This is a genomic window from Streptomyces polygonati (genome assembly GCF_042650325.1).
Taxonomy (GTDB): Bacteria; Actinomycetota; Actinomycetes; order Streptomycetales; family Streptomycetaceae; genus Actinacidiphila; species Actinacidiphila polygonati.
Genome location: NZ_JBHSBB010000009.1, coordinates 179,079 through 197,388, shown reverse-complemented (window position 1 = coordinate 197,388; position 18,310 = coordinate 179,079). Strand labels below are relative to the sequence as shown.

Here is an 18,310-nt window from a genome sequence, read left to right as displayed (position 1 = left end):
TCCGCGCCGGGTCCCTTCCGGGGTCCGCCCGGGGCGGCCGAAGTCGGCCGGGGACGGTCGTGACGAAGCGGCTCCGATCGGGCATACTCCAACCGGCCATACCCGTTGATCACCGTGTGCCGCGACCCGGCAGGGGAACATCGGGAATGGGGTATCGCCCACCGGACGGTTCCGCCTCACCCCCAGCGGTGCCGCCGTCACCCCCGACAGGGAGGATGTGCCGCAATGACGGAACACGGTCATGGCCCGCGAGGCCCCCAGCCCGTTTCCCGCCGGCTGCCCACCGAGGAGGCCGCCGAGCTGCTGGCGCTGACCAGGGAGATCGCCCAGCGGGAGATCGCACCCGCCGCGGCGGCCGAGGAGGAAGCCGGCCGTTTCCCGCGCGAGGTCTTCCGGCTGATCGGCGAGGCGGGCCTGCTCGGTCTGCCCTACCCGGAGGAGCACGGCGGCGGCGGGCAGCCGTACGAGGTCTATCTCCAGGTGCTCGAAGAACTGGCCGCGGCCCGGCTCACCGTCGGCCTCGGCGTCAGCGTGCACACCCTGGCCTGCCACGCGCTCGCCGCCTTCGGCAGCAAGGAGCAGCGCGCCGAGCTGCTGCCCGCGATGCTCGGCGGCGGCCTGCTCGGTGCCTACTGCCTGTCCGAGCCCACCTCCGGCTCCGACGCGGCGAATCTGCGCACCAGGGCGGTACGCGACGGCGACACCTGGACCATCGACGGCACCAAGGCGTGGATCACCCACGGCGGGGTCGCCGACTTCTACACCGTGCTGGCGCGCAGCGGTGGTGAGGGAGCGCACGGGATCTCGGCGTATCTCGTCCCCGGCGACGCCGAGGGCCTGTCGGCCGGGACGCCCGAGCGGAAGATGGGCATGAAGGGCTCCCCGACCGCCCAGGTGCACTTCGACGGGGTGCGGGTGGCCGACGCCCGGCGGATCGGCGACGAAGGGCACGGCTTCGCCATCGCGCTGGCCGCCCTGGACTCCGGACGGCTCGGCATCGCGGCCTGCGCGATCGGCGTGGCGCAGGCCGCGCTGGACGCCGCGCTCGGCTACACGCTGGAGCGGCGGCAGTTCGGCCGGCCGATCGCCGACTTCCAGGGACTGCGCTTCATGCTCGCGGACATGGCCACCCGGATCGAGGCGGGCCGGGCGCTGTATCTGAACGCGGCGCGGCTGCGTGACGCCGGCCTGGACTTCACCCCGCAGGCCGCGATGGCCAAGCTCTTCTGCGCCGACACCGCGATGCAGGTGACCACCGACGCGGTCCAACTCCTGGGCGGCTACGGCTACACCGCCGACTTCCCGGTGGAACGCTACATGCGCGAGGCGAAGGTGCTGCAGATCGTGGAGGGCACCAACCAGATCCAGCGGATGGTCATCGCCCGGCATCTGGCGGGCCCGGAGTCGCGGGACTGACGCGCCGTCAGCGGGGCTCCGCGGGGGCACCCCCAGCGCCGACTGGGGGACTCCCGATGGTCCGCCGCCCGCGAGCGCTCCGATGTGACGATCCGTCATCGAGCTTTTTCCCGCGGGGTGTTGGGGGCCTTGAGATCCGGTCCGATCCGCGCGGTGGCGGATCGGGGGAGGGTTGAGGGCTCAGGCCGCCAGTCCGGGCGCCGTCATCCGGACCGGCCGCGAGCCGGGGCCGCCGACGTGCGAGAACGGCTGGGTGCGCCAGTCGAGTTCGGCCGGCAGCGTCAGCACCACCGCCAACTCCTGCTCCTGAAGGGCCTGGACGCCCACCAACGGCAGGGCGTCGGCCACCGCGCGGCCGGAGCCGGGGCACACCGTCAGACCGAACGGGTTCCAGGGAGTGGGGCACAGGGCGTGCTCCGGGAGATCCTCCTCGTCGGTGAAGACCGAGATCGGCCGGCCGCAGTCCGGGCAGGCCAGCCGTACGACATCGCCGAACTCCTCCTCGGCCGCCTCGTCGGCGTCGTCGGCCTCCTCGGTCGGCAGGGCGAGCCCGAAGTCCCGCTCTTCGCCGTCCTCGAACGCGGACAGACTCCGCTCGCCAGCATTGCGGCGCACGTGGTTACGCATGACGCGTCTCCCCCTTGGGTGGATGCCCTCGACAGGCCGGCCCGGCTTCACGCTCGCGGCCATAGCGAGCACTTCCCGCCGCGCTACGCGTGTAATCACGCCACCGGAAGCACCCCGGTCGCTCACGGTGTGGCCTTCGTCACACCAACGGGATCGGCTGCCGCATGCGCCCCCGCCGTGCGACCACGCACCCCCGAACGCATCCCCCGACGCGGCGGCCTGTCTTGCCGCCGCGCCGGATAGGGTGCATCCGGCGAGGCCAGGAGGGTCCGCCGACGAACGGAGGCGGCCGGCATGCCGACGAACTGGGCGGGCAATCTCACTTTCGCGGCGGCCCGGGTGCACCGGCCGGCCGACCTCGACGCGCTGCGCTCCCTGGTGGCCGGCAGCCGACACGTCAAGGCGCTCGGCAGCGGCCACTCCTTCAGCGACATCGCCGACACCGAAGGCGATCTGGTGGAACTCGCCGCGCTGCCCGCCGAGATCGACCTCGACAGCGCGGCCGGCACGGTGCGGGTCGCCGCCGCGGTGCGCTACGCCGAACTCGCCGCGGCCCTGCACGCGCACGGCCGCGCGCTGCCCAACATGGCCTCGCTGCCGCACATCTCGGTGGCCGGCTCGGTGGCCACCGGCACCCACGGCTCCGGCGACGCCAACGGCGGCCTGGCCACCTCCGTGCGCGCCCTCGACCTGATCACCGCCGACGGCGAGAGCCGCACCCTCAGCCGCGAGAGCGACGGCGACGCCTTCGACGGCGCGGTGGTCTCGCTCGGCGCCCTCGGCGTCGTCACCCACCTCACCCTCGACACGGTGCCCGACTTCCGGATACGGCAGCGGGTCCGCACCGGTCTCGAACTGTCCGACGCCGTCGAGCACTTCGACGCCATCACCGGCGCCGCGTACAGCGTCAGCCTGTTCACCGACTGGCGGGCCCCCCGCTTCGGCCAGGTGTGGCTCAAGCAGCTCGCCGACGCCCCCGACCCCGACCTGCCCTGGACCCGGCCCGCCGAGGGCCCGCTGCACCCCGTGCCCGGCGCGGACCCGGTGCACTGCACGCCCCAGGACGGCGAGCCCGGCCCCTGGCACGAGCGGCTGCCGCACTTCCGGGCCGGCTTCACACCCAGCAGCGGCGAGGAACTCCAGTCCGAGTACCTGGTGCCGCGCGCCAACGCGGTGGCCGCCCTGCAAGCCCTGGCCGGCCTGCGCGGGACCATCGCGCCCGTGCTCCAGGTCTGCGAGATCCGCACCGTCGCCGCCGACCGGCTGTGGCTCAGCCCCGCCCACGGGCGCGACACGGTGGCGCTGCACTTCACCTGGATCAAGGACCCGGCCGCCGTCGCGCCCGTACTGGCCGCCGTCGAGGCCGCGCTGGCCCCGCTCGACCCCCGCCCGCACTGGGGCAAGCTCTTCACCGTCGCCCCCGACCGTGTCCGGGCCGCCTACCCCCGGATGGCCGACTTCCTGGCGCTGGCCGAGCGGACCGACCCGACCGCGAAGTTCGGCAACGCCTACCTGCGACGATTGCTGTCCGCCTGACGCGACCGCGCTCACTGCCGGTAAGGTCATCGGCTGTGGAGGAGCTGGACCGGCACATCGTGGAACTTCTCGTCGCCGATGGGCGGATGAGCTACACCGACCTGGGCAAGGCCACCGGCCTGTCCACCTCGGCGGTGCACCAGCGGGTGCGCCGCCTCGAACAGCGCGGGGTGATCCGCGGCTACGCGGCGATCATCGACGCCGAGGCGATCGGGCTGTCGCTCACCGCGTTCATCTCGGTCAAGCCCTTCGACCCCAGCGCGCCCGACGACATCGCCGACCGGCTCACCGAGGTCCCCGAGATCGAGGCGTGCCACAGCGTGGCCGGCGACGAGAACTACATCCTCAAGGTCAGGGTCGCCACGCCCATCGAGCTGGAACACCTGCTCGGCCGGATCCGCAGCCTGGCCGGCGTCTCCACCCGCACCACCGTCGTCCTGTCCACGGCCTACGAGGCCAGGCCGCCGCGCGTCTGAGCCCGTCCCGCCCGGTGGCCACCCCGAGGCCGGAGGCGGCGGGCGGGCGGGGGAGACTGGTGCCCATGCACGACACCTCCGCGCGGCGGACCGCCGACGCGACCGAGACCCCCGAGGGCCCCGCGCCGAGCGGCACCGTTCTGCTGCGCGGCGGCTTCGTCTACAGCCCCGCCGACCCCTTCGCCACCGCCATGGTGGTGGACGGCGGCTCGGTCGCCTGGGTCGGCTCCGAGGGGGCCGCGGACTCCTTCGCCGACGGCGTCGACACCGTCGTCCAGCTGGACGGCGCGCTGGTCACCCCGGCCTTCACCGACGCTCATGTGCACACCACCTCCACCGGCCTGGCCCTGACCGGCCTCGACCTGTCCGACGCCGGCTCGCTGACCGAGGCACTGGCCCGTACCGCCGCGCACGCCGCCGCCCGCCCCGCCGACCGGGTGCTGCTCGGCCACGGCTGGGACGAGAGCCGCTGGCCCGAGCGCCGGCCCCCGACCCGGGCCGAACTCGACCGGGCGGCCGGCGGCAGACCGCTCTACCTGACCCGCGCCGACGTGCACTCCGCCGCCGTCAGCAGCGCGCTGCTCGCTCTCGTCCCCGGCATCGAGGCCGAGCCCGGCTACGACCCGGTGGCCCCGCTGACCCGCGGCGCCCATCACGCGGTGCGCCGGGCCGCCCACGAGGCCGTGCCGCCGGCCCAGCGGGCCGACGCCCAGCGGGCCGCGCTGGCCCACGCGGCCGCCCAGGGCATCGGGGCGGTCCACGAGTGCGCCGGCCCCGACATCTCCAGTGAGGACGACCTGACCGGCCTGCTGGCGCTGGCCGCCGCCGCGCCCGGACCGCGGGTCTTCGGCTACTGGGCGCAGCCCTGGCAGGGCCCCGCCGACCTGGAGCGGCTCCGCGACCTCGGCGCGATCGGCGCCGGCGGCGACCTCTTCGTCGACGGCTCCATCGGCTCGCACACCGCGCTGCTGCACGCCCCCTACGCCGACGCCCCGCACACCGGTGTCGCGCACCTTGACGCCGAGACCATCGCCCGGCACCTCGTGCTGTGCACCGAGGCGGGCGTCCAGGCAGGTTTCCACGCCATCGGCGACGCGGCGATCGACGCGGTGGTGGCCGGGGTACGGGCCGCGGCGGAGGCGGCCGGAAAGGACCGGGTGCGCGCGCTGCGGCACCGGGTGGAGCACGCCGAGCTGATGACCGGGCGGACCATCGCCGCCTTCGCCGAGTTCGGGCTCGTCGCCTCCGTCCAGCCCGCCTTCGACGCGGCCTGGGGCGGCGAGGACGGCATGTACGCCCGCAGGCTCGGCGCCGAGCGGGCCGCCCGCCTCAACCCCTTCGCGGCGATGACCCGCGCCGGGGTGCCGCTGGTGCTCGGCTCCGACAGCCCGGTCACCCCGCTCGACCCGTGGGGCGCGGTCCGGGCCGCCGCCTTCCACCGCACCCCCGGGCACGGCATCTCCGCCCGCGCCGCCTTCAACGCCCATACCCGGGGCGGCTGGCGGGCCGTCGGCCGCGACGACGCCGGCGTCCTGGTGCCCGGCGCGCCCGCCGACTACGCGGTCTGGAGCGTCGGCGACCTGGTCGTACAGGCCCCCGACCAGCGCGTCGCCAACTGGTCGACCGACCCGCGCTCCGGCACCCCCGGCCTGCCCGACGTGACCCCCGGCGGCCCGCTGCCCACGGCGTTGCGCACGGTGGTCGGCGGCCGGACGGTCTACCCGCCGCCGAACGGGTGAGCTGCGGTTTCCCTCATGCCGCCGAACGGTGTGCCCTCGCCGGGCAGCGGCGTGTCGTGATGTCGTGGCCGAGTCCGTACTGACCTGCTGATTTGGCGAAACCCAGCAGGTCACAGGGGTGTTGACAGTTGCTGGTCGGGGGCGAGTAGGTTCGGCCGAGTCCACCACAGGACGTCGGACCGGGGGCACTCCGCGGCTGCGTCGACCACGCTGGGCCATGGGGCGTCGCGCCGCACGTGCACGCCGCCACTGGCAGCCAGGCCCAGCGCTCACGACGCGGCACGCGGCTCGCCAGTGGGCCCCTCCACCCGCGAGGGTACGGAGGGGGAGGGCCGCCCGACCGGCAGGTGTGACCCGGAAAGGGCCCGGACGCCCAGTAGACAACGACCTCGGTGCCGACTCGCAGCCAGCGAGCCCCGGGTCGGCCCGAAGGTCGTCCGGGCCCGTTCCGTGTGGGGTGGCGGGGTGTGCCGGCTCGCAGCTGGGGGTGCCCCCGGACGGAGTCCGGGGGAGGGCCCCGGGTCGGCCCGAAGGTCGTCCGGGCCCGTTCCGTGTGGGGTGGCCGGTGGGCCGCGGGGGCGGGATTTGCCGGTCCTTGGGCAACCACCGAGCACCGGGCGGGGCTCTGCGTACCCGGGACCGATCCTCATGGCATCACGAGGTACGGTCGCCTTCACCACCCCGCCACCTGCTGGAAGGCCGCGATCGTGCGTCTGCGACCCGAAACCGCGCCCGCGGTGCCCCCGACGGCCGCCGAGCCGGCCGGCACGCGACCCGAGGCCGCCCCGGACGACGCCGCGCCGGTACGGGCCTCCCGGCGGCGCCGGTTCGCCGCCACCTGCCGGCGAGCCGCGCCCAGCACCGCCGTGGCCGTCGTCTTCGGCCTCGCGCTGACCGTCGCCTTCCCGCCGTACGACATCTGGCCGCTGTCGATCGTCGCGGTCGCCGCGCTGTCGCTGCTGATGCGCGGCCGGACGGTCGGGCAGGGCGCCTGGCTCGGCTTCGCCTTCGGGCTGCCCTTCTTCATCTGGCTGCTGTCCTGGCTCAACGTGGTCGGCTGGGACGCCGTGGTGGGCCTGTCCGCGATCGAGGCGGCGTTCCTGGCCGGACTGGGCGCCTGCCTGGTGCTCAGCCAGAAGCTGCCGTGGTGGCCGCTGTGGGCCGCGTGCCTGTGGGTGACCGAGGAACTGGCCCGGGACCGGCTGCCGTTCGGCGGCTTCCCGTGGGGCCGGCTGGCCTTCGCCAACACCGGCTCGCCCTTCACCCCGCTCGCCGCGCTGGGCAGCGCCCCGCTGGTCACCTTCGCGGTGGCCCTCAGCGGCACTCTGCTGGCCGCGGCGGCCCTCGCCGCCTACAAGCTTCGCGGGCAGCCCCGCGGGGCGCACAGCGCCGTCACAGCGGGCGGCGCCCTCGTGCTGTCCGCGGCGGCGGTCTGCGCCGGGCTGCTGGTGCCGGTGCCCACCGGCGCCACCGACCACGTCCGCATCGCCGTCGTCCAGGGCAATGTGCAGAAGCCGGGCCTGGACTTCCTCGGCCGCCCGATGATGATCCTCGACAACCACGTCAGCGCCACCCTCAAGCTCGCCGCCGACATCAAGGCCGGCCGGGTGCCCAAGCCGGACCTGGTGCTGTGGCCGGAGAACTCCTCCGACCTCGACCCGTTCTCCAACCCGGCCGCGTACGACAAGATCACCCAGGCCGTGCAGGCGGTCGGCGTCCCCGTCCTGGTCGGCGCGCTGGTGGACGGCCCGGACAAGGACCACGTCCAGAACGAGGGCATCGTCTGGGACCCGGTCACCGGCCCCGGCGCCCACTACACCAAGCAGCACCCGGTGCCCTTCGGCGAGTACGTGCCCTACCGCAAGGAACTCACCAAGGTCATCAGCCGGCTCAAGGAGATCCCGCGCGACTTCTACCCCGGCAAGGGCACCGGCGTCCTGCAGCTCGGCCCGGCCAAGCTCGGCGATGTGATCTGCTTCGAGGTGGCCTACGACGGCATCGTGCGCGACACGGTCAACGCCGGCGCCCGCGCCATCGTCGTCCAGACCAACAACGCGACCTACGGTCGCACCGGTCAGCCCGAACAGCAGCTCGCCATGTCCCGGCTGCGCGCCATCGAGCACGGCCGGGCCGTGGTGACCGCGGCGACCAGCGGCATCAGCGCGATCGTCGCTCCGAATGGGAAGATCGAGCAGCGCAGCGGCGAGTTCACCCAGCAGGTGCTCAGCGCCGACATCCCGCTGCGCGACCAGAGAACTGTCGCCGATCGCGTCGGTGCGGTACCGGAGTGGACTCTCGCTATGGTGGGGCTCCTGTCCTGTGCGGCCGCGGTCGCGATCGGCAGGCGCGACCGGACACGCATGGCGAAGGGGCAAAAGCAGCAGTGACAGCGAACGACGACGAGCAGCGGAAATTCGGTCCGCTCGGCACAGTCCTCGTCATCATCCCGACGTACAACGAGGCAGAGAACATCAAGCCGATCGTCGAACGGGTCCGGGAGTCGGTACCCGACGCCCATGTCCTGATCGCCGACGACAACAGCCCGGACGGCACGGGCAAACTCGCCGACGAGCTCGCGCACGCCGACAAGCAGGTGCACGTCCTGCACCGGATGGGCAAGGAAGGCCTGGGCGCCGCCTATCTGGCCGGTTTCCGGTGGGGCATCGACGAGGGCTACGGCGTGCTGGTCGAGATGGACGCCGACGGCTCCCACCAGCCCGAGGAACTGCCCCGGCTGCTTATCGCGCTGAAGAACGCCGACATGGTGCTGGGCTCGCGCTGGATCTCCGGCGGCCGGGTGGTGAACTGGCCGAGGTCCCGCGAGATCCTCTCCCGCGGCGGCAGCACCTACTCCCGGCTGATGCTCGACGTGCCGATACGCGACGTCACCGGCGGCTACCGGGCCTTCCGCAAGGAGACCCTGGAAGGCCTGGGCATGGACGAGGTGGCCTCGGCCGGCTACTGCTTCCAGGTGGACCTGGCCTGGCGCGCGGTGAAGGCGGGCTTCCACGTGGTCGAGGTGCCGATCACCTTCGTGGAGCGCGAGCGCGGCGACAGCAAGATGAGCCGCAACATCGTGGTCGAGGCGCTGTGGCGGGTCACCGCCTGGGGCGTGGGCGACCGGGTCGGCAAGATCACCGGCCGCAACCGCTGACCGGGGTCCCACCGCGCGTACACCGGTACGGGGGTGGGCCGGCCGGGCCGGGGGCCGTCATCACTTCAGGATGTTGACGGCCCGTGCCACCACCAGCACGACGGTGAGCAGGGACACCGCCGCCTGCACCAGCATCAGCGCCTTGGCGGTCCGCGTCACCGGCATCACATCGGTGGGGCTGAAGGCCGTGGAGTTGGTGAAGGACAGGTAGAAGTAGTCCAGGAAGGCCGGCTCCCAGTGCGCGGGAGCCAGTTCCGGTGACTGCATCTGCACGAAGAGGAAGTCCGGTACCGGGTGCTCCCCGGCGGCGCGGGCGGCCGGGCCGCCGCGGTCGAGTTCCCAGTACAGCAGCGCGAAGATCACCGCGTTGACCAGCCAGATCCCGCCGCCGGTCAGCAGCAGGGAACCGGCGGAGTGCCCTTCGGTGCCGCCGATCAGGCCGGAGATCAGCTTGACCGCGGAGTAGGCGTTGGCGCCGCCGATGGTCAGGGCCAGCACCAGGCTCAGCAACCGGTACACGCCGGAGCGGCGTTCGATGCGGTGCGGGTTCAGCGCGGTCAGGCAGATCAGCAGGGCGAATTCGACGGCGGGCATCACCAGCCGCGGCTGCACCGACAGCCGGCCGGGCAGCGTCAGCTGGATCGCCATCACGACCAGAATGGCGGCGGTGGCCGCCCAGCGCGGCTCCCCGCGGGTGGCCCGGCGCCAGGCCGGGACGAACCGCTGCCCGGCGCCCGCGAGCTGGCTCCGGGTCGGACTGAGCAGCAGCGCTTCGATCCGGGCCAGGCGGTCGCCGAGCTGTTCCCCGCCCGCGGCAGGGGGACCGGCCGGCGGTGGGTCGCCCTCCCGCTCCGGGGCCACCCCGGCCGGCGGCCGCCGGGGTGGCTCATCCTCGCCGTCGGGAGTGCCGTCGGGGATGCCGTCGGGGGTGCCCCCGGGGATGTGCGTCACGTCGGTCATCGTGTCGCCCGGCGACCGTCCGCGTCCACCGGGGAGGCGGCTGCGGCACACTTGTCCTATGACGATGAGCACACCGCCCCCCGGCCGTTCCCCGTCGGCCGACCAGCCGAAACGGCGGCGCTGGCGGGCCCGCCGCGTGGTGCCGCTGGTGATCGCGTTCTGGGCGGTGCTGGAGATCTGGCTGCTCGTCGTGGTGGCCCGGGCGACCAACGGATTCGTCGTGCTGCTGTGCCTGCTGGCCGGTCTGGTGCTGGGCGCGGCGGCGATGAAGCGGGCCGGGCGCAGTGCCTGGCGGAATCTGACCGCGACCGTGCAGCGCCAGCAGCGGGCGGCCGGCATGGCGGGGGGCCCGCAGGGCGAGGAGGCCGCCGCGGTGCCGCCCGGGGGCAGCCGTACGGGCCTGCACATGCTCGGTGGCCTGCTGCTGATCATCCCGGGCTTCATTTCGGACGCCGTGGCCCTGGTGCTGCTCTTCCCGCCGACCCGGAAGCTGGTCGGCAGGGGCCTGGACCGCTCGCTGGCCCGCCATGTGCCCGCTGCGGGGGAGCCCGGCTCCCTCGGCGATCTCCTGCAACAGGCCCGCGACGCCGACGAGCAGGCCACGATGCACCGCCCCGACGGCAAGGTCATCCGGGGCGAGGTGATCGACCCCGACGATCCCCGTGCTCCTCGGGACAAGGGCCGCGACAGCGGGCGGCGCGACGACCGGGACTGAGCCGCCGGCCGGCCGGGGCTCCGCCCGAATGGGGTAGGGCCCCGGCGGCGCGCACGACAAAACGCCCGACCCGGGAGCGCTGCGCGCTCCCGCGCCGGGCGGGAAGTGTCGAGGGCCCTCCCCGGACGTCGTCCGGGGGTACCCCATTCGCGGGCCCGGGGCCTTGGGTCAGGCGCTCTTGCGGTTGTCTCGCGGATGGACCGCGATGTTCATCGCCCCGGAGCGCAGGACGGCCAGCCGTTCGGCCAGCACCTCCTCCAGCTCCTCCAGCGTGCGCCGCTCCATGAGCATGTCCCAGTGCGTGCGCGCCGGTTTGACGGACTTCTCCTCCGGGCCCTCTCCGTCCACCAGGAGAGCGGTCTGGCCGCATGCGCGGCACTCCCACTCCGGCGGAATCTCGGCCTCAACCGAGAACGGCATCTCAAATCGATGGCCGTTCCGGCATGCGTACTCAACGGTCTGGCGCGGGGCCAGATCGATACCGCGGTCGGTCTCGTAGCTGGTGGCCCCGAGTCGCGTGCCGCGGAGAGCTCGCTCACTCATGAATCGTGCCTCCCGGGCTTGGTCGCCCACAGGACAGGTGTCGCTGTCGTCGTCATCCGGTCAACGTCCGGTCGGCGGTGAAGATTCCCGTTGAGGGATATGCGTCGCCCGTCGTGTCAGCCCTGTTTGTACCCACCGGTGCCCGGTTTGTCACATCTGGGCAGAGATGTCACCCGGTGTCGTCGCATCTTTTGCTTGCAGTAACGGTCAGGCTACTGGGTCAACCGCGTACACTACCGGTCCTCGCCGCCGAGGGCTAAATCGCCCCGCGCTTCCGCCGCGCCCCGGCCGCCGCGCCCGCCGTCCCGCTGGTGGCCGGACGAACCCGCGTGACACCCTGTGGCCTGTACAACACCGTCATTCCCCCAGCCAATCCCCTGGAAGGTGGACTGAGTCCGATGTCGCAGTGGACCGCTTCGGTGAGCGCGGCGCAGCTGGCCCGGCTCCTCGAACCGCGACCGCGGGCCGGCGGGGGCCGCAAGCTCCCCGCCTACCGCGCGCTGGCCGACGGCGTACGGCTGCTGGTGCTGGAAGGGCGCGTCCAGGTCGCGGCGCGGCTGCCGGCCGAGCGCGAACTCGCCCTCGCGCTCCGCGTGAGCAGGACCACCGTCGCGGCGGCGTACGAGGCGCTGCGGGCGGAGGGGTTCGCCCGGTCGCGGCGCGGCGCCGGCAGCTGGACCGCCATCCCCGAGGGGCATGTGCTGCCCTCGCGCAGCCTGGAGCCGCTGCCGCCGGACGCGGCCGGCTCGGCGATCGACCTCGGCACCGCCGCGCTGCCCGCCCCCGAGCCGTGGCTGACCCGGGCGATGCAGGGCGCGCTGGCCGAACTCCCCGCCTACGCCGCCACCCACGGCGACTTCCCGGCCGGCCTGCCGGTGCTGCGGGAGGCGATCGCCGACCGCTACACCGCCCGCGGGGTGCCCACGATGCCGGAGCAGATCATGGTGACCACCGGGGCGATGGGCGCGATCGGCGCCGCCGCCCGGCGGCTGGCCGGCTTCGGGGAGCGGGTGGCGGTGGAGGCGCCCAGCTACGCCAATGTGCTGGAACTCTTCCGCGAGACCGGTTCCCGGCTGGTGCCGGTGGCGCTGCGCGAGGGCCTGGGCGGCTGGGACATGGACGCCTGGCGGCGGGTGCTGCGGGACGCGGCGCCCAGGATGGCGTACGTCATGCCGGACTTCCACAACCCGACCGGGACGCTGGTGGGCGACGACGAGCGGCGCGACCTGGTGGAGGCGGCCCGGGCGGCCGGCACGGTGGTGGTCGCCGACGAGACGATGGCCGAACTCGTGTTGGACGGGCAGGAGTCGGGGGTGCGCCCGATGGCCGCCTTCGACCGCGGCGGCACCGTGATGACGGTCGGCTCGGCGAGCAAGGCGATGTGGGCGGGGCTGCGGATCGGCTGGGTGCGCGGCACTCCCGACGTGGTGCGCCGCCTGGTCTCCGCCCGCGCCTATCTCGACCTCGGTTCGCCGGTGGTCGACCAGCTCGCGGTGGCGTGGCTGCTGCGCGGCGAGGGCTGGGACCAGGCGCTGGCCGCCCGGCGGCGGCGGGCCGCGGAGTGCCGGGACGACCTGGCGGCGGCGCTGCGCCGGCATGTGCCGGGCTGGGACTTCACCGTGCCGCGCGGCGGTATGACGATGTGGGTGCGTACCGGCGACGTCTCCGGCTCCCGGGTCGCGGTGGCCGGTGAACGACTCGGGGTGCGGGTCCCCTCCGGCCCCCGGTTCGGCGTCGACGGCGCCTTCGAGTCCTACATCCGCATCCCCTTCACCGTCAGCGGGCCGCTCGCCGCCGAGGCCGCCGCGCGGCTGGCCCGGGCCGCGGACCTGGTCCGCTCCGGCGGCGCCGCCGACAGCGAGGGCACCGGCCTGTTCGTCGCCTGACGCCGGCCCGCGACCGGGGCGCCCGCCGCGGGCCGGTCAACCCCCTGATGGCTCAGCCGAGTTCGAGGTCCGCCACGGTACGGACCACCGCTTCCTTGCGCAGGGCGACCTTCTCCGGATCGGGGAGGGCCGCCTCGGCGCCGGGGGACGGCGGCGCCGGCAGCGGGGGCCCGCCCGGCAGCAGCGCGAGCACCGCCGCACGGTCGGCGGGGGAGGTGTCCTCGTCATAGGGGTCGGGCGTCGCGGGGACCTGGAGGCGGACGACCGGACCGGCGCCGAGCCGGGCGTAACCGCGCCCCGGCGGCACCTCGGCGGCGGGCGTGGTGCGCTGCGGGGCGCCGAGCACGGCGGCGACATGCTCGGGGGCCAGCGAGCCGAGGACCACCCGGGCCCGGGTCTGGGCGATCACCACCGGCGCCAGCGCCTCGGCGGCGTCGAGCTGGTCGGCCACCGCGACCGCGACGTTGGCCGCCCGTCCGTGCCGCAGCGGTACGTCCAGCAGCGTCTGGGGGTCGGGCCTGCCCTCCGCCACCGCGAGATGGGTGAGCGCGGTCGGCCGGTCGACCAGGATCCACAGCGGTCGCCGCACGTCGTCGGGCACCTGACCACCGGACTGCCGGGCCCGGTTGACCGCGATCAGCCGCCGCTCGGTCTCGCGCCCGGCCCACTCCAGCGTGGCCGCCGCGCCCAGCAGGCCGTCCTCGACGGCCAGCACGCCGGGCCGCCCGACCAGGCACGCGTACTCGCCCGTCCCGCTGCCGTCGACCACCACCACATCCCCGTGCACCAGCGCCTGGAGCGCGATCGACCGCAGCAGGCTGGTCGTGCCCGTGCCCGGCTGACCCAGCGCCAGCAGATGCGGCTCGACCGAGCGCGTCCCGGTCCGCCACACCACCGGCGGCGCGTCGTAGGTCTCGCCGCCCGCCGTGACCGGCAGGGTGCGCCGGACCGCGTCGGCGTCGGTGAAGCCGAGCACCGTCTCGCTCGGTGAGGTGACGAACCGCTGCGCGAGCACATCGGTCGGCAGCGGCGGCAGGGCGGTCAGGGCGAGGTGGTTCTCCTCCTCGTCCCAGTCGAAGCGGTACTCCCGGCCCCGCCCGGCCTTGGCGTGCAGCAGCTGCTCGATCCGGGTCCGCGCGTCGGCCTCGCCGTCGGTGAAGTAGGCCGGATAGCGCAGCCGCAGCCGTGCCAGCCGGCCGTCCTTGAACTCGTGGGAGCTGAACGCCTTGTCCCAGCTGCCGTCGTGCGTGTACAGCGGCGCCGGGTCGGCCGGGTCGGACAGATACGGCACCAGCGCCTCGTACAGCGACTGGAGCCGCACCGCCTCCGCCTCAGTGGGCCCGGCGGGGGCGCCGGCCCGGTCCCGGCCCATCCACGCGGCGGACGCGACCAGCGCCGCCGCGCCGAGGATCGGGCCGTACGGCATCATCAGCACGACGACGACCCCCGCGGCGGCCAGCAGCAGGGCCGGCCCGCGCTGCTCCCGGGGAGTACGGCCCCACCAGCCACCGGCCCAGGCGGTCAGCCGGCGCATGCCCCGGGCGATGACGATGACGGGGTGGAGCACGTCGGTCGCGCCGTCGGCGGCGTTGCGCGCCAGCTCACGGCCGCGGACGAGCGCCGGCCGGCTGCTCAGGATGCTGGGAAGGGGACGCCTGGCCACGGGTGCTCCATGGGATGGTTCGGACTGGTGGTTCGGGCCGGTGGTGCGGATCATGGCTGCGGGCCCGGTGCGGGTCGACCGCCGCCGGGCCCATGAGGGGAGTTTCGGGAGCGGCCGGCTAGATCTTGAGGCCGCTGATCAGGCTGGCCAGGCTCTGTCCGCTCGCCTTGATGCTCGGGGCGATCGCGGAACCCGCGAGGTAGAAGCCGAAGAGGGTGCACACCAGCATGTGCGACACCTTCAGGCCGTCCTTGCGGAAGAACAGGAAGCAGATGACGCCGAGAAGAACGACGCCGGAGATGGACAGAATCATGGGGCTCTTCTCCTGGGTGCTGGGGACGGTCACCTTCAGTTCCTCAAGGCTCACAAAAGGTGATGGATCACGCTCAGTGGCAAATGGGTGATTGTCGGGTGATTTCGACCAGTCGAGTGAGTGTGCGACCGTCGCCGCGCGGGGCGGTGCGCGCCCCGCGCCCGGTGGAGGCGCCCCGGGCGCCGTCCGGGGAGCCATCACCCGGGATCCGCCCCCGCTTCCTCCGAACGAGTGAGCGGCCCGGCGGACGGCCGCCGGCCGCCCCTGACCGGTCGGCGCGAACCGCCTCGGGCAGGATGGACGGCGTGCAGCTCACCCCGATCACCTGGCCGCGCCTGGCCGACGCCCTGGCCGAACGCGTCGCCACCACCGCGTCCCCCGGGCCCTGGTGGCGCGTCGCGGTGGACGGCGCCCCCGCGGCCGGCACCGGGGACCTCGCCGACGCCCTGGCCGCCGCGCTCCCCGCGCTCGGCCATCCCGTGCTGCGGGTCAGCGCCGAGTCCTTCTGGCGGCCCGCCTCGCTGCGGCTGGAGTACGGCCACGAGGACGTCGACGCCTACTACCAACTCTGGCTGGACACCGGCGCCCTGCGCCGCGAGGTGCTCGAACCGCTGGGCCCCGGCGGCACCGGGCGCGCGCTGCCCTCGCTGCGCGACCCCGCCACCGACCGCTCCACCCGCGCCGACTACGTCCGGCTGCCGCCCGGCGGTGTCCTGGTGCTGGACGGGCCGCTGCTGCTCGGCCAGGGCCTCCCGCTGGACCTGACCGTCCATCTGCGGCTGTCCCGCGCCGCGTTGGAGCGCCGTACGCCGGACGGCGAACGCTGGACGCTGCCCGCCTACGACCGCTACGCGCGGGAGGCGCTGCCCGAGGAGACCGCCGACGTCCTGGTACGCGCCGACGACCCCCGGCACCCCGCCTGGACCGGCTGACCACCCGTCGGGCGCCGGGCCCGGGCCGTACCCGGCCGCCGCGCGGGCCCGCCTTGCCGAGGGGGCGCGTGCGGCACTAGCGTCCACCAGCACCATGACTGTCGCCATCGCGCCGCTGACCACCGAGCACATACCCGAGGCCGCACAGCGGTACGACCGCTGGTTCACCCGCGCCCGCCGTCCCCTTTCCCAGCGGTCCTGGCTGGCCGACGGCCCGGTGCGGGGCGAGGAACTGCTCGGCAAGCTGCAGACCGCTCCCGGCCTGGAGGCCTGCCGCGCCCTGGACGGCGACGGCAATCCGATCGGACACCTCGCCGCGATCCCGGTCGACCTGAGCGCCGACGACCCGGCCGCGCTGCGCAGCCACCCGCGCTCCGCACTGGTCCCGCACGGCGGCCACGCGCTTCCCTCCGGCCGGGAGAGCGAGGTGCTGCGCGCGCTCTACGTACGGGTCGCCGCCCGGCTGGTCGACGACCGGCGCCTGGTGCACTACGCGTGGGTGCCGGCCGGCGAGACGGCCACCGCGCCCTGGTCCGACCTGGGCTTCGGCCGCGAGCTGGTGCACGGGCTGATGGCCGTCCGACCGCGCGGCCGCCAGCCCCGCGGCGTCGAAGGGCTCGGCATCCGGCGGGCGGGCCCCGGCGACCTGCCGCAGATCGGCCGGATGGCCGCCGAGTCGTCCCGCCGCCAGCGCGAGTCCGGGGTCTTCCAGCCGCAGCCCGAGGGTGCGCTGGCCGCGCTCCGGCTGCGCTACGCGGATTCGCTCGGCGACCCGCGCTGCGGCGCCTGGATCGCCTCCCGCCGGGGCGAGGAGATCGGCATGGTGCTGCTCCAGCCGGCGGTCCCGGACCCGGTGATCCCGGAATCCTGCGTCGAGCTCGCCGAGGCCTATGTGACACCCGCCGCGCGCGGCGAGGGCATCAGCCGGGTGCTGCTGGCCACCGCCCTGGCCTGGGCCTACGACAACGGGCACCGCTACATGTCGGCCCGCTGGCCGTCCGCCTCCCTGTCCGCCGCCGGCCACTGGCCGGCCTTCGGCTTCCGCCCGGTGGCCTACCGCCTCAGCCGCACCCTCGACGCCCGCATCGGCGGAACACCGGGGACGTACTAGGCCGTGTCTGACAAATAGCGCAAATAGCGCCGTCCGCCCGTAGGGCGGGTCCCGCGGCGTCCGGCGGGGCTCAGGCCGGGAGGGTGCTCTGGATCTGGCGCAGGAAGGCCGTGTTGTCCGGGGTCTGCCGGATCCGCTCCAGCAGCACTTCGAGGCCGGACTGGGAGTCGCGGCCGTTCAGCGCCTGGCGCAGGCCGCGTACCACCGAGAGCTCGCCGGCCGGGAGCAGCAGCTCCTCGCGGCGGGTGCCCGAGGTCAGCACGTCGATCGCGGGGAAGACGCGCCGCTCGGCGAGCGCGCGGTCCAGGTGCAGTTCCATGTTGCCGGTGCCCTTGAGCTCCTCGTAGTAGAAGTTGTCCGCCCGCGAACCGGTGTCCACCAGGGCGGTGGCCAGGATGGTGAGCGAACCGCCCTCCTCGGCCAGCCGCGCCGCGCCGAACAGCCGCTTCGGGCCGAGCAGCGCCGCCGCGTCCACACCGCCGGACAGGGTGCGGCCGCTGCTGGCGGCGGCCGTGTTGTGCGCCCGGCACAGCCGGGTCAGCGAGTCCAGCAGGATCACCACGTCCAGCCCCTGCTCCACCAGCCGCTTGGCCCGCTCCACCGCCAGCTCGGCGACCGCGATGTGCTGCTTGGCCGGCTGGTCGAAGGTCGAGGAGATCACCTCGCCGCGCACACTGCGCCGCATGTCGGTGACCTCCTCGGGGCGCTCGTCGAGCAGCACCACCATCAGATGGCACTCCGGGTGGTTGGCGGCGATCGCTGCCGCGGCGCTCTGCAGCAGCACGGTCTTGCCGGCCTTCGGCGGCGCCACGATCAGCCCGCGCTGGCCCTTGCCGACCGGTGCCATCAAGTCGATGATCCGGCCGGCCGCCGCGCCCGAGCCCTTGAGCAGCCCGCTCTCCAGCCGCAGCCGCTCCCGGGGGTGCAGCGGGGTCAGATCGGCGAAGTTCCGCCGATCGCCACCGGGCGGCCGCCCGTTGACCAGCCGTACCTCACCGAGGGTGCCGGGGCTGCCGGTCACCCCTTCCACCAAGTCCCCCTTGCGCAGGCCCGCTTTACGGATCTGTGCCGGGGACACCTGGATGTCGTCGGGTGCGGCGAGCCACCCGGAACCACGCAGCCGGCCGCCCTGGCCGCCGCTGGCGTCGAAGACGCCCACGACACGGGTGGGTGCCGACTCCCGCTGTGCCCGCGGGTGTTCGAGAATGTCGGTCATGAATCGTCGTCCTTTCGAGGACG

Annotated in this window: 16 protein-coding genes; 10 read left to right on the top strand and 6 right to left on the bottom strand. The window is 74.3% G+C overall.

Going from position 1 to position 18,310, the window contains the following annotated elements:
• The first annotated feature begins 225 nt into the window (after window positions 1–225).
• Complete coding sequence (locus ACFO3J_RS11015; protein WP_386428601.1) at window positions 226–1,416, top strand: acyl-CoA dehydrogenase family protein; 1,191 nt, start codon at window positions 226–228, stop codon at window positions 1,414–1,416.
• Window positions 1,417–1,596: 180 nt separating this feature from the next.
• On the opposite strand, the gene ACFO3J_RS11010 is transcribed toward ACFO3J_RS11015, so the two are convergent.
• A complete protein-coding gene (locus ACFO3J_RS11010; protein WP_386428599.1) occupies window positions 1,597–2,043 on the bottom strand; it encodes a hypothetical protein in 447 nt (148 codons plus the stop codon).
• Window positions 2,044–2,337: 294 nt separating this feature from the next.
• Between ACFO3J_RS11010 and ACFO3J_RS11005 the strand changes: the two genes are divergently transcribed.
• From ACFO3J_RS11005 to ACFO3J_RS10985, 5 genes are all read left to right on the top strand, one after another.
• Complete coding sequence (locus tag ACFO3J_RS11005) at window positions 2,338–3,579, top strand: D-arabinono-1,4-lactone oxidase (RefSeq protein ID WP_386428596.1); 1,242 nt, start codon at window positions 2,338–2,340, stop codon at window positions 3,577–3,579.
• Window positions 3,580–3,614: 35 nt separating this feature from the next.
• The gene (locus ACFO3J_RS11000; protein WP_093741425.1) at window positions 3,615–4,055 is read left to right on the top strand and encodes an Lrp/AsnC family transcriptional regulator; all 441 of its coding nucleotides are present in this window, start codon (window positions 3,615–3,617) and stop codon (window positions 4,053–4,055) included.
• 191 nt (window positions 4,056–4,246) lie between these two features.
• Window positions 4,247–5,794 carry an amidohydrolase gene (locus tag ACFO3J_RS10995; protein ID WP_386429187.1) on the top strand — a complete coding sequence of 516 codons (1,548 nt, stop codon included), beginning with the start codon at window positions 4,247–4,249 and terminating at the stop codon, window positions 5,792–5,794.
• Window positions 5,795–6,501: 707 nt separating this feature from the next.
• Window positions 6,502–8,181, top strand: a complete 1,680-nt coding sequence (gene lnt / locus ACFO3J_RS10990; RefSeq protein WP_386428593.1) for an apolipoprotein N-acyltransferase — start codon at window positions 6,502–6,504, stop codon at window positions 8,179–8,181.
• A complete protein-coding gene (locus ACFO3J_RS10985; protein ID WP_386428590.1) occupies window positions 8,178–8,948 on the top strand; it encodes a polyprenol monophosphomannose synthase in 771 nt (256 codons plus the stop codon). The genes lnt and ACFO3J_RS10985 overlap by 4 nt, the downstream gene beginning before the upstream one ends.
• A gap of 60 nt (window positions 8,949–9,008) precedes the next feature.
• Here ACFO3J_RS10985 and ACFO3J_RS10980 read toward each other — a convergent pair whose 3' ends face one another.
• Window positions 9,009–9,899, bottom strand: a complete 891-nt coding sequence (locus ACFO3J_RS10980; protein WP_386428588.1) for a hypothetical protein — start codon at window positions 9,897–9,899, stop codon at window positions 9,009–9,011.
• A gap of 67 nt (window positions 9,900–9,966) precedes the next feature.
• Between ACFO3J_RS10980 and fxsA the strand changes: the two genes are divergently transcribed.
• A complete protein-coding gene (gene fxsA / locus ACFO3J_RS10975) occupies window positions 9,967–10,623 on the top strand; it encodes an FxsA family membrane protein (protein ID WP_386428587.1) in 657 nt (218 codons plus the stop codon).
• A 168-nt stretch (window positions 10,624–10,791) separates the two neighbouring features.
• Here fxsA and ACFO3J_RS10970 read toward each other — a convergent pair whose 3' ends face one another.
• Window positions 10,792–11,166 carry an RNA polymerase-binding protein RbpA gene (locus tag ACFO3J_RS10970; RefSeq protein ID WP_386428585.1) on the bottom strand — a complete coding sequence of 125 codons (375 nt, stop codon included), beginning with the start codon at window positions 11,164–11,166 and terminating at the stop codon, window positions 10,792–10,794.
• 398 nt (window positions 11,167–11,564) lie between these two features.
• On the opposite strand from ACFO3J_RS10970, the gene yczR reads away from it, so the two are divergent.
• Complete coding sequence (yczR, locus tag ACFO3J_RS10965) at window positions 11,565–13,052, top strand: MocR-like transcription factor YczR (RefSeq protein ID WP_386428583.1); 1,488 nt, start codon at window positions 11,565–11,567, stop codon at window positions 13,050–13,052.
• Between the two features lie 52 nt (window positions 13,053–13,104).
• On the opposite strand, the gene ACFO3J_RS10960 is transcribed toward yczR, so the two are convergent.
• Window positions 13,105–14,715 (bottom strand): hypothetical protein, encoded by a 1,611-nt coding sequence (locus ACFO3J_RS10960; RefSeq protein WP_386428581.1) that lies wholly within the window; start codon window positions 14,713–14,715, stop codon window positions 13,105–13,107.
• A 118-nt stretch (window positions 14,716–14,833) separates the two neighbouring features.
• The gene (locus tag ACFO3J_RS10955; RefSeq protein WP_386429185.1) at window positions 14,834–15,028 is read right to left on the bottom strand and encodes a hypothetical protein; all 195 of its coding nucleotides are present in this window, start codon (window positions 15,026–15,028) and stop codon (window positions 14,834–14,836) included.
• Window positions 15,029–15,333: 305 nt separating this feature from the next.
• Here ACFO3J_RS10955 and ACFO3J_RS10950 point away from each other — a divergent pair, with 305 nt between their 5' ends.
• Together ACFO3J_RS10950 and ACFO3J_RS10945 are read left to right on the top strand one after the other, a co-directional pair.
• The gene (locus tag ACFO3J_RS10950; protein WP_386428579.1) at window positions 15,334–15,960 is read left to right on the top strand and encodes a uridine kinase; all 627 of its coding nucleotides are present in this window, start codon (window positions 15,334–15,336) and stop codon (window positions 15,958–15,960) included.
• A 94-nt stretch (window positions 15,961–16,054) separates the two neighbouring features.
• Window positions 16,055–17,071: a GNAT family N-acetyltransferase gene (locus ACFO3J_RS10945; protein ID WP_386428578.1), complete on the top strand. Its 1,017-nt coding sequence runs from the start codon at window positions 16,055–16,057 to the stop codon at window positions 17,069–17,071.
• A 70-nt stretch (window positions 17,072–17,141) separates the two neighbouring features.
• Here ACFO3J_RS10945 and rho read toward each other — a convergent pair whose 3' ends face one another.
• Window positions 17,142–18,287: a transcription termination factor Rho gene (gene rho / locus ACFO3J_RS10940; protein WP_386428576.1), complete on the bottom strand. Its 1,146-nt coding sequence runs from the start codon at window positions 18,285–18,287 to the stop codon at window positions 17,142–17,144.
• Window positions 18,288–18,310 lie beyond the last annotated feature (23 nt).

Coding starts and splice junctions, on each gene's coding strand:
- fxsA (WP_386428587.1), top strand. CDS start 9,967: ATGACGATGAGCACACCGCCCCCCGGCCGTTCCCCGTCGGCCGACCAG.
- ACFO3J_RS10970 (WP_386428585.1), bottom strand. CDS start 11,166: ATGAGTGAGCGAGCTCTCCGCGGCACGCGACTCGGGGCCACCAGCTAC.
- rho (WP_386428576.1), bottom strand. CDS start 18,287: ATGACCGACATTCTCGAACACCCGCGGGCACAGCGGGAGTCGGCACCC.
- ACFO3J_RS10945 (WP_386428578.1), top strand. CDS start 16,055: ATGACTGTCGCCATCGCGCCGCTGACCACCGAGCACATACCCGAGGCC.
- ACFO3J_RS11015 (WP_386428601.1), top strand. CDS start 226: ATGACGGAACACGGTCATGGCCCGCGAGGCCCCCAGCCCGTTTCCCGC.
- ACFO3J_RS11005 (WP_386428596.1), top strand. CDS start 2,338: ATGCCGACGAACTGGGCGGGCAATCTCACTTTCGCGGCGGCCCGGGTG.
- ACFO3J_RS10995 (WP_386429187.1), top strand. CDS start 4,247: ATGGTGGTGGACGGCGGCTCGGTCGCCTGGGTCGGCTCCGAGGGGGCC.
- yczR (WP_386428583.1), top strand. CDS start 11,565: ATGTCGCAGTGGACCGCTTCGGTGAGCGCGGCGCAGCTGGCCCGGCTC.
- ACFO3J_RS10955 (WP_386429185.1), bottom strand. CDS start 15,028: ATGATTCTGTCCATCTCCGGCGTCGTTCTTCTCGGCGTCATCTGCTTC.
- ACFO3J_RS11010 (WP_386428599.1), bottom strand. CDS start 2,043: ATGCGTAACCACGTGCGCCGCAATGCTGGCGAGCGGAGTCTGTCCGCG.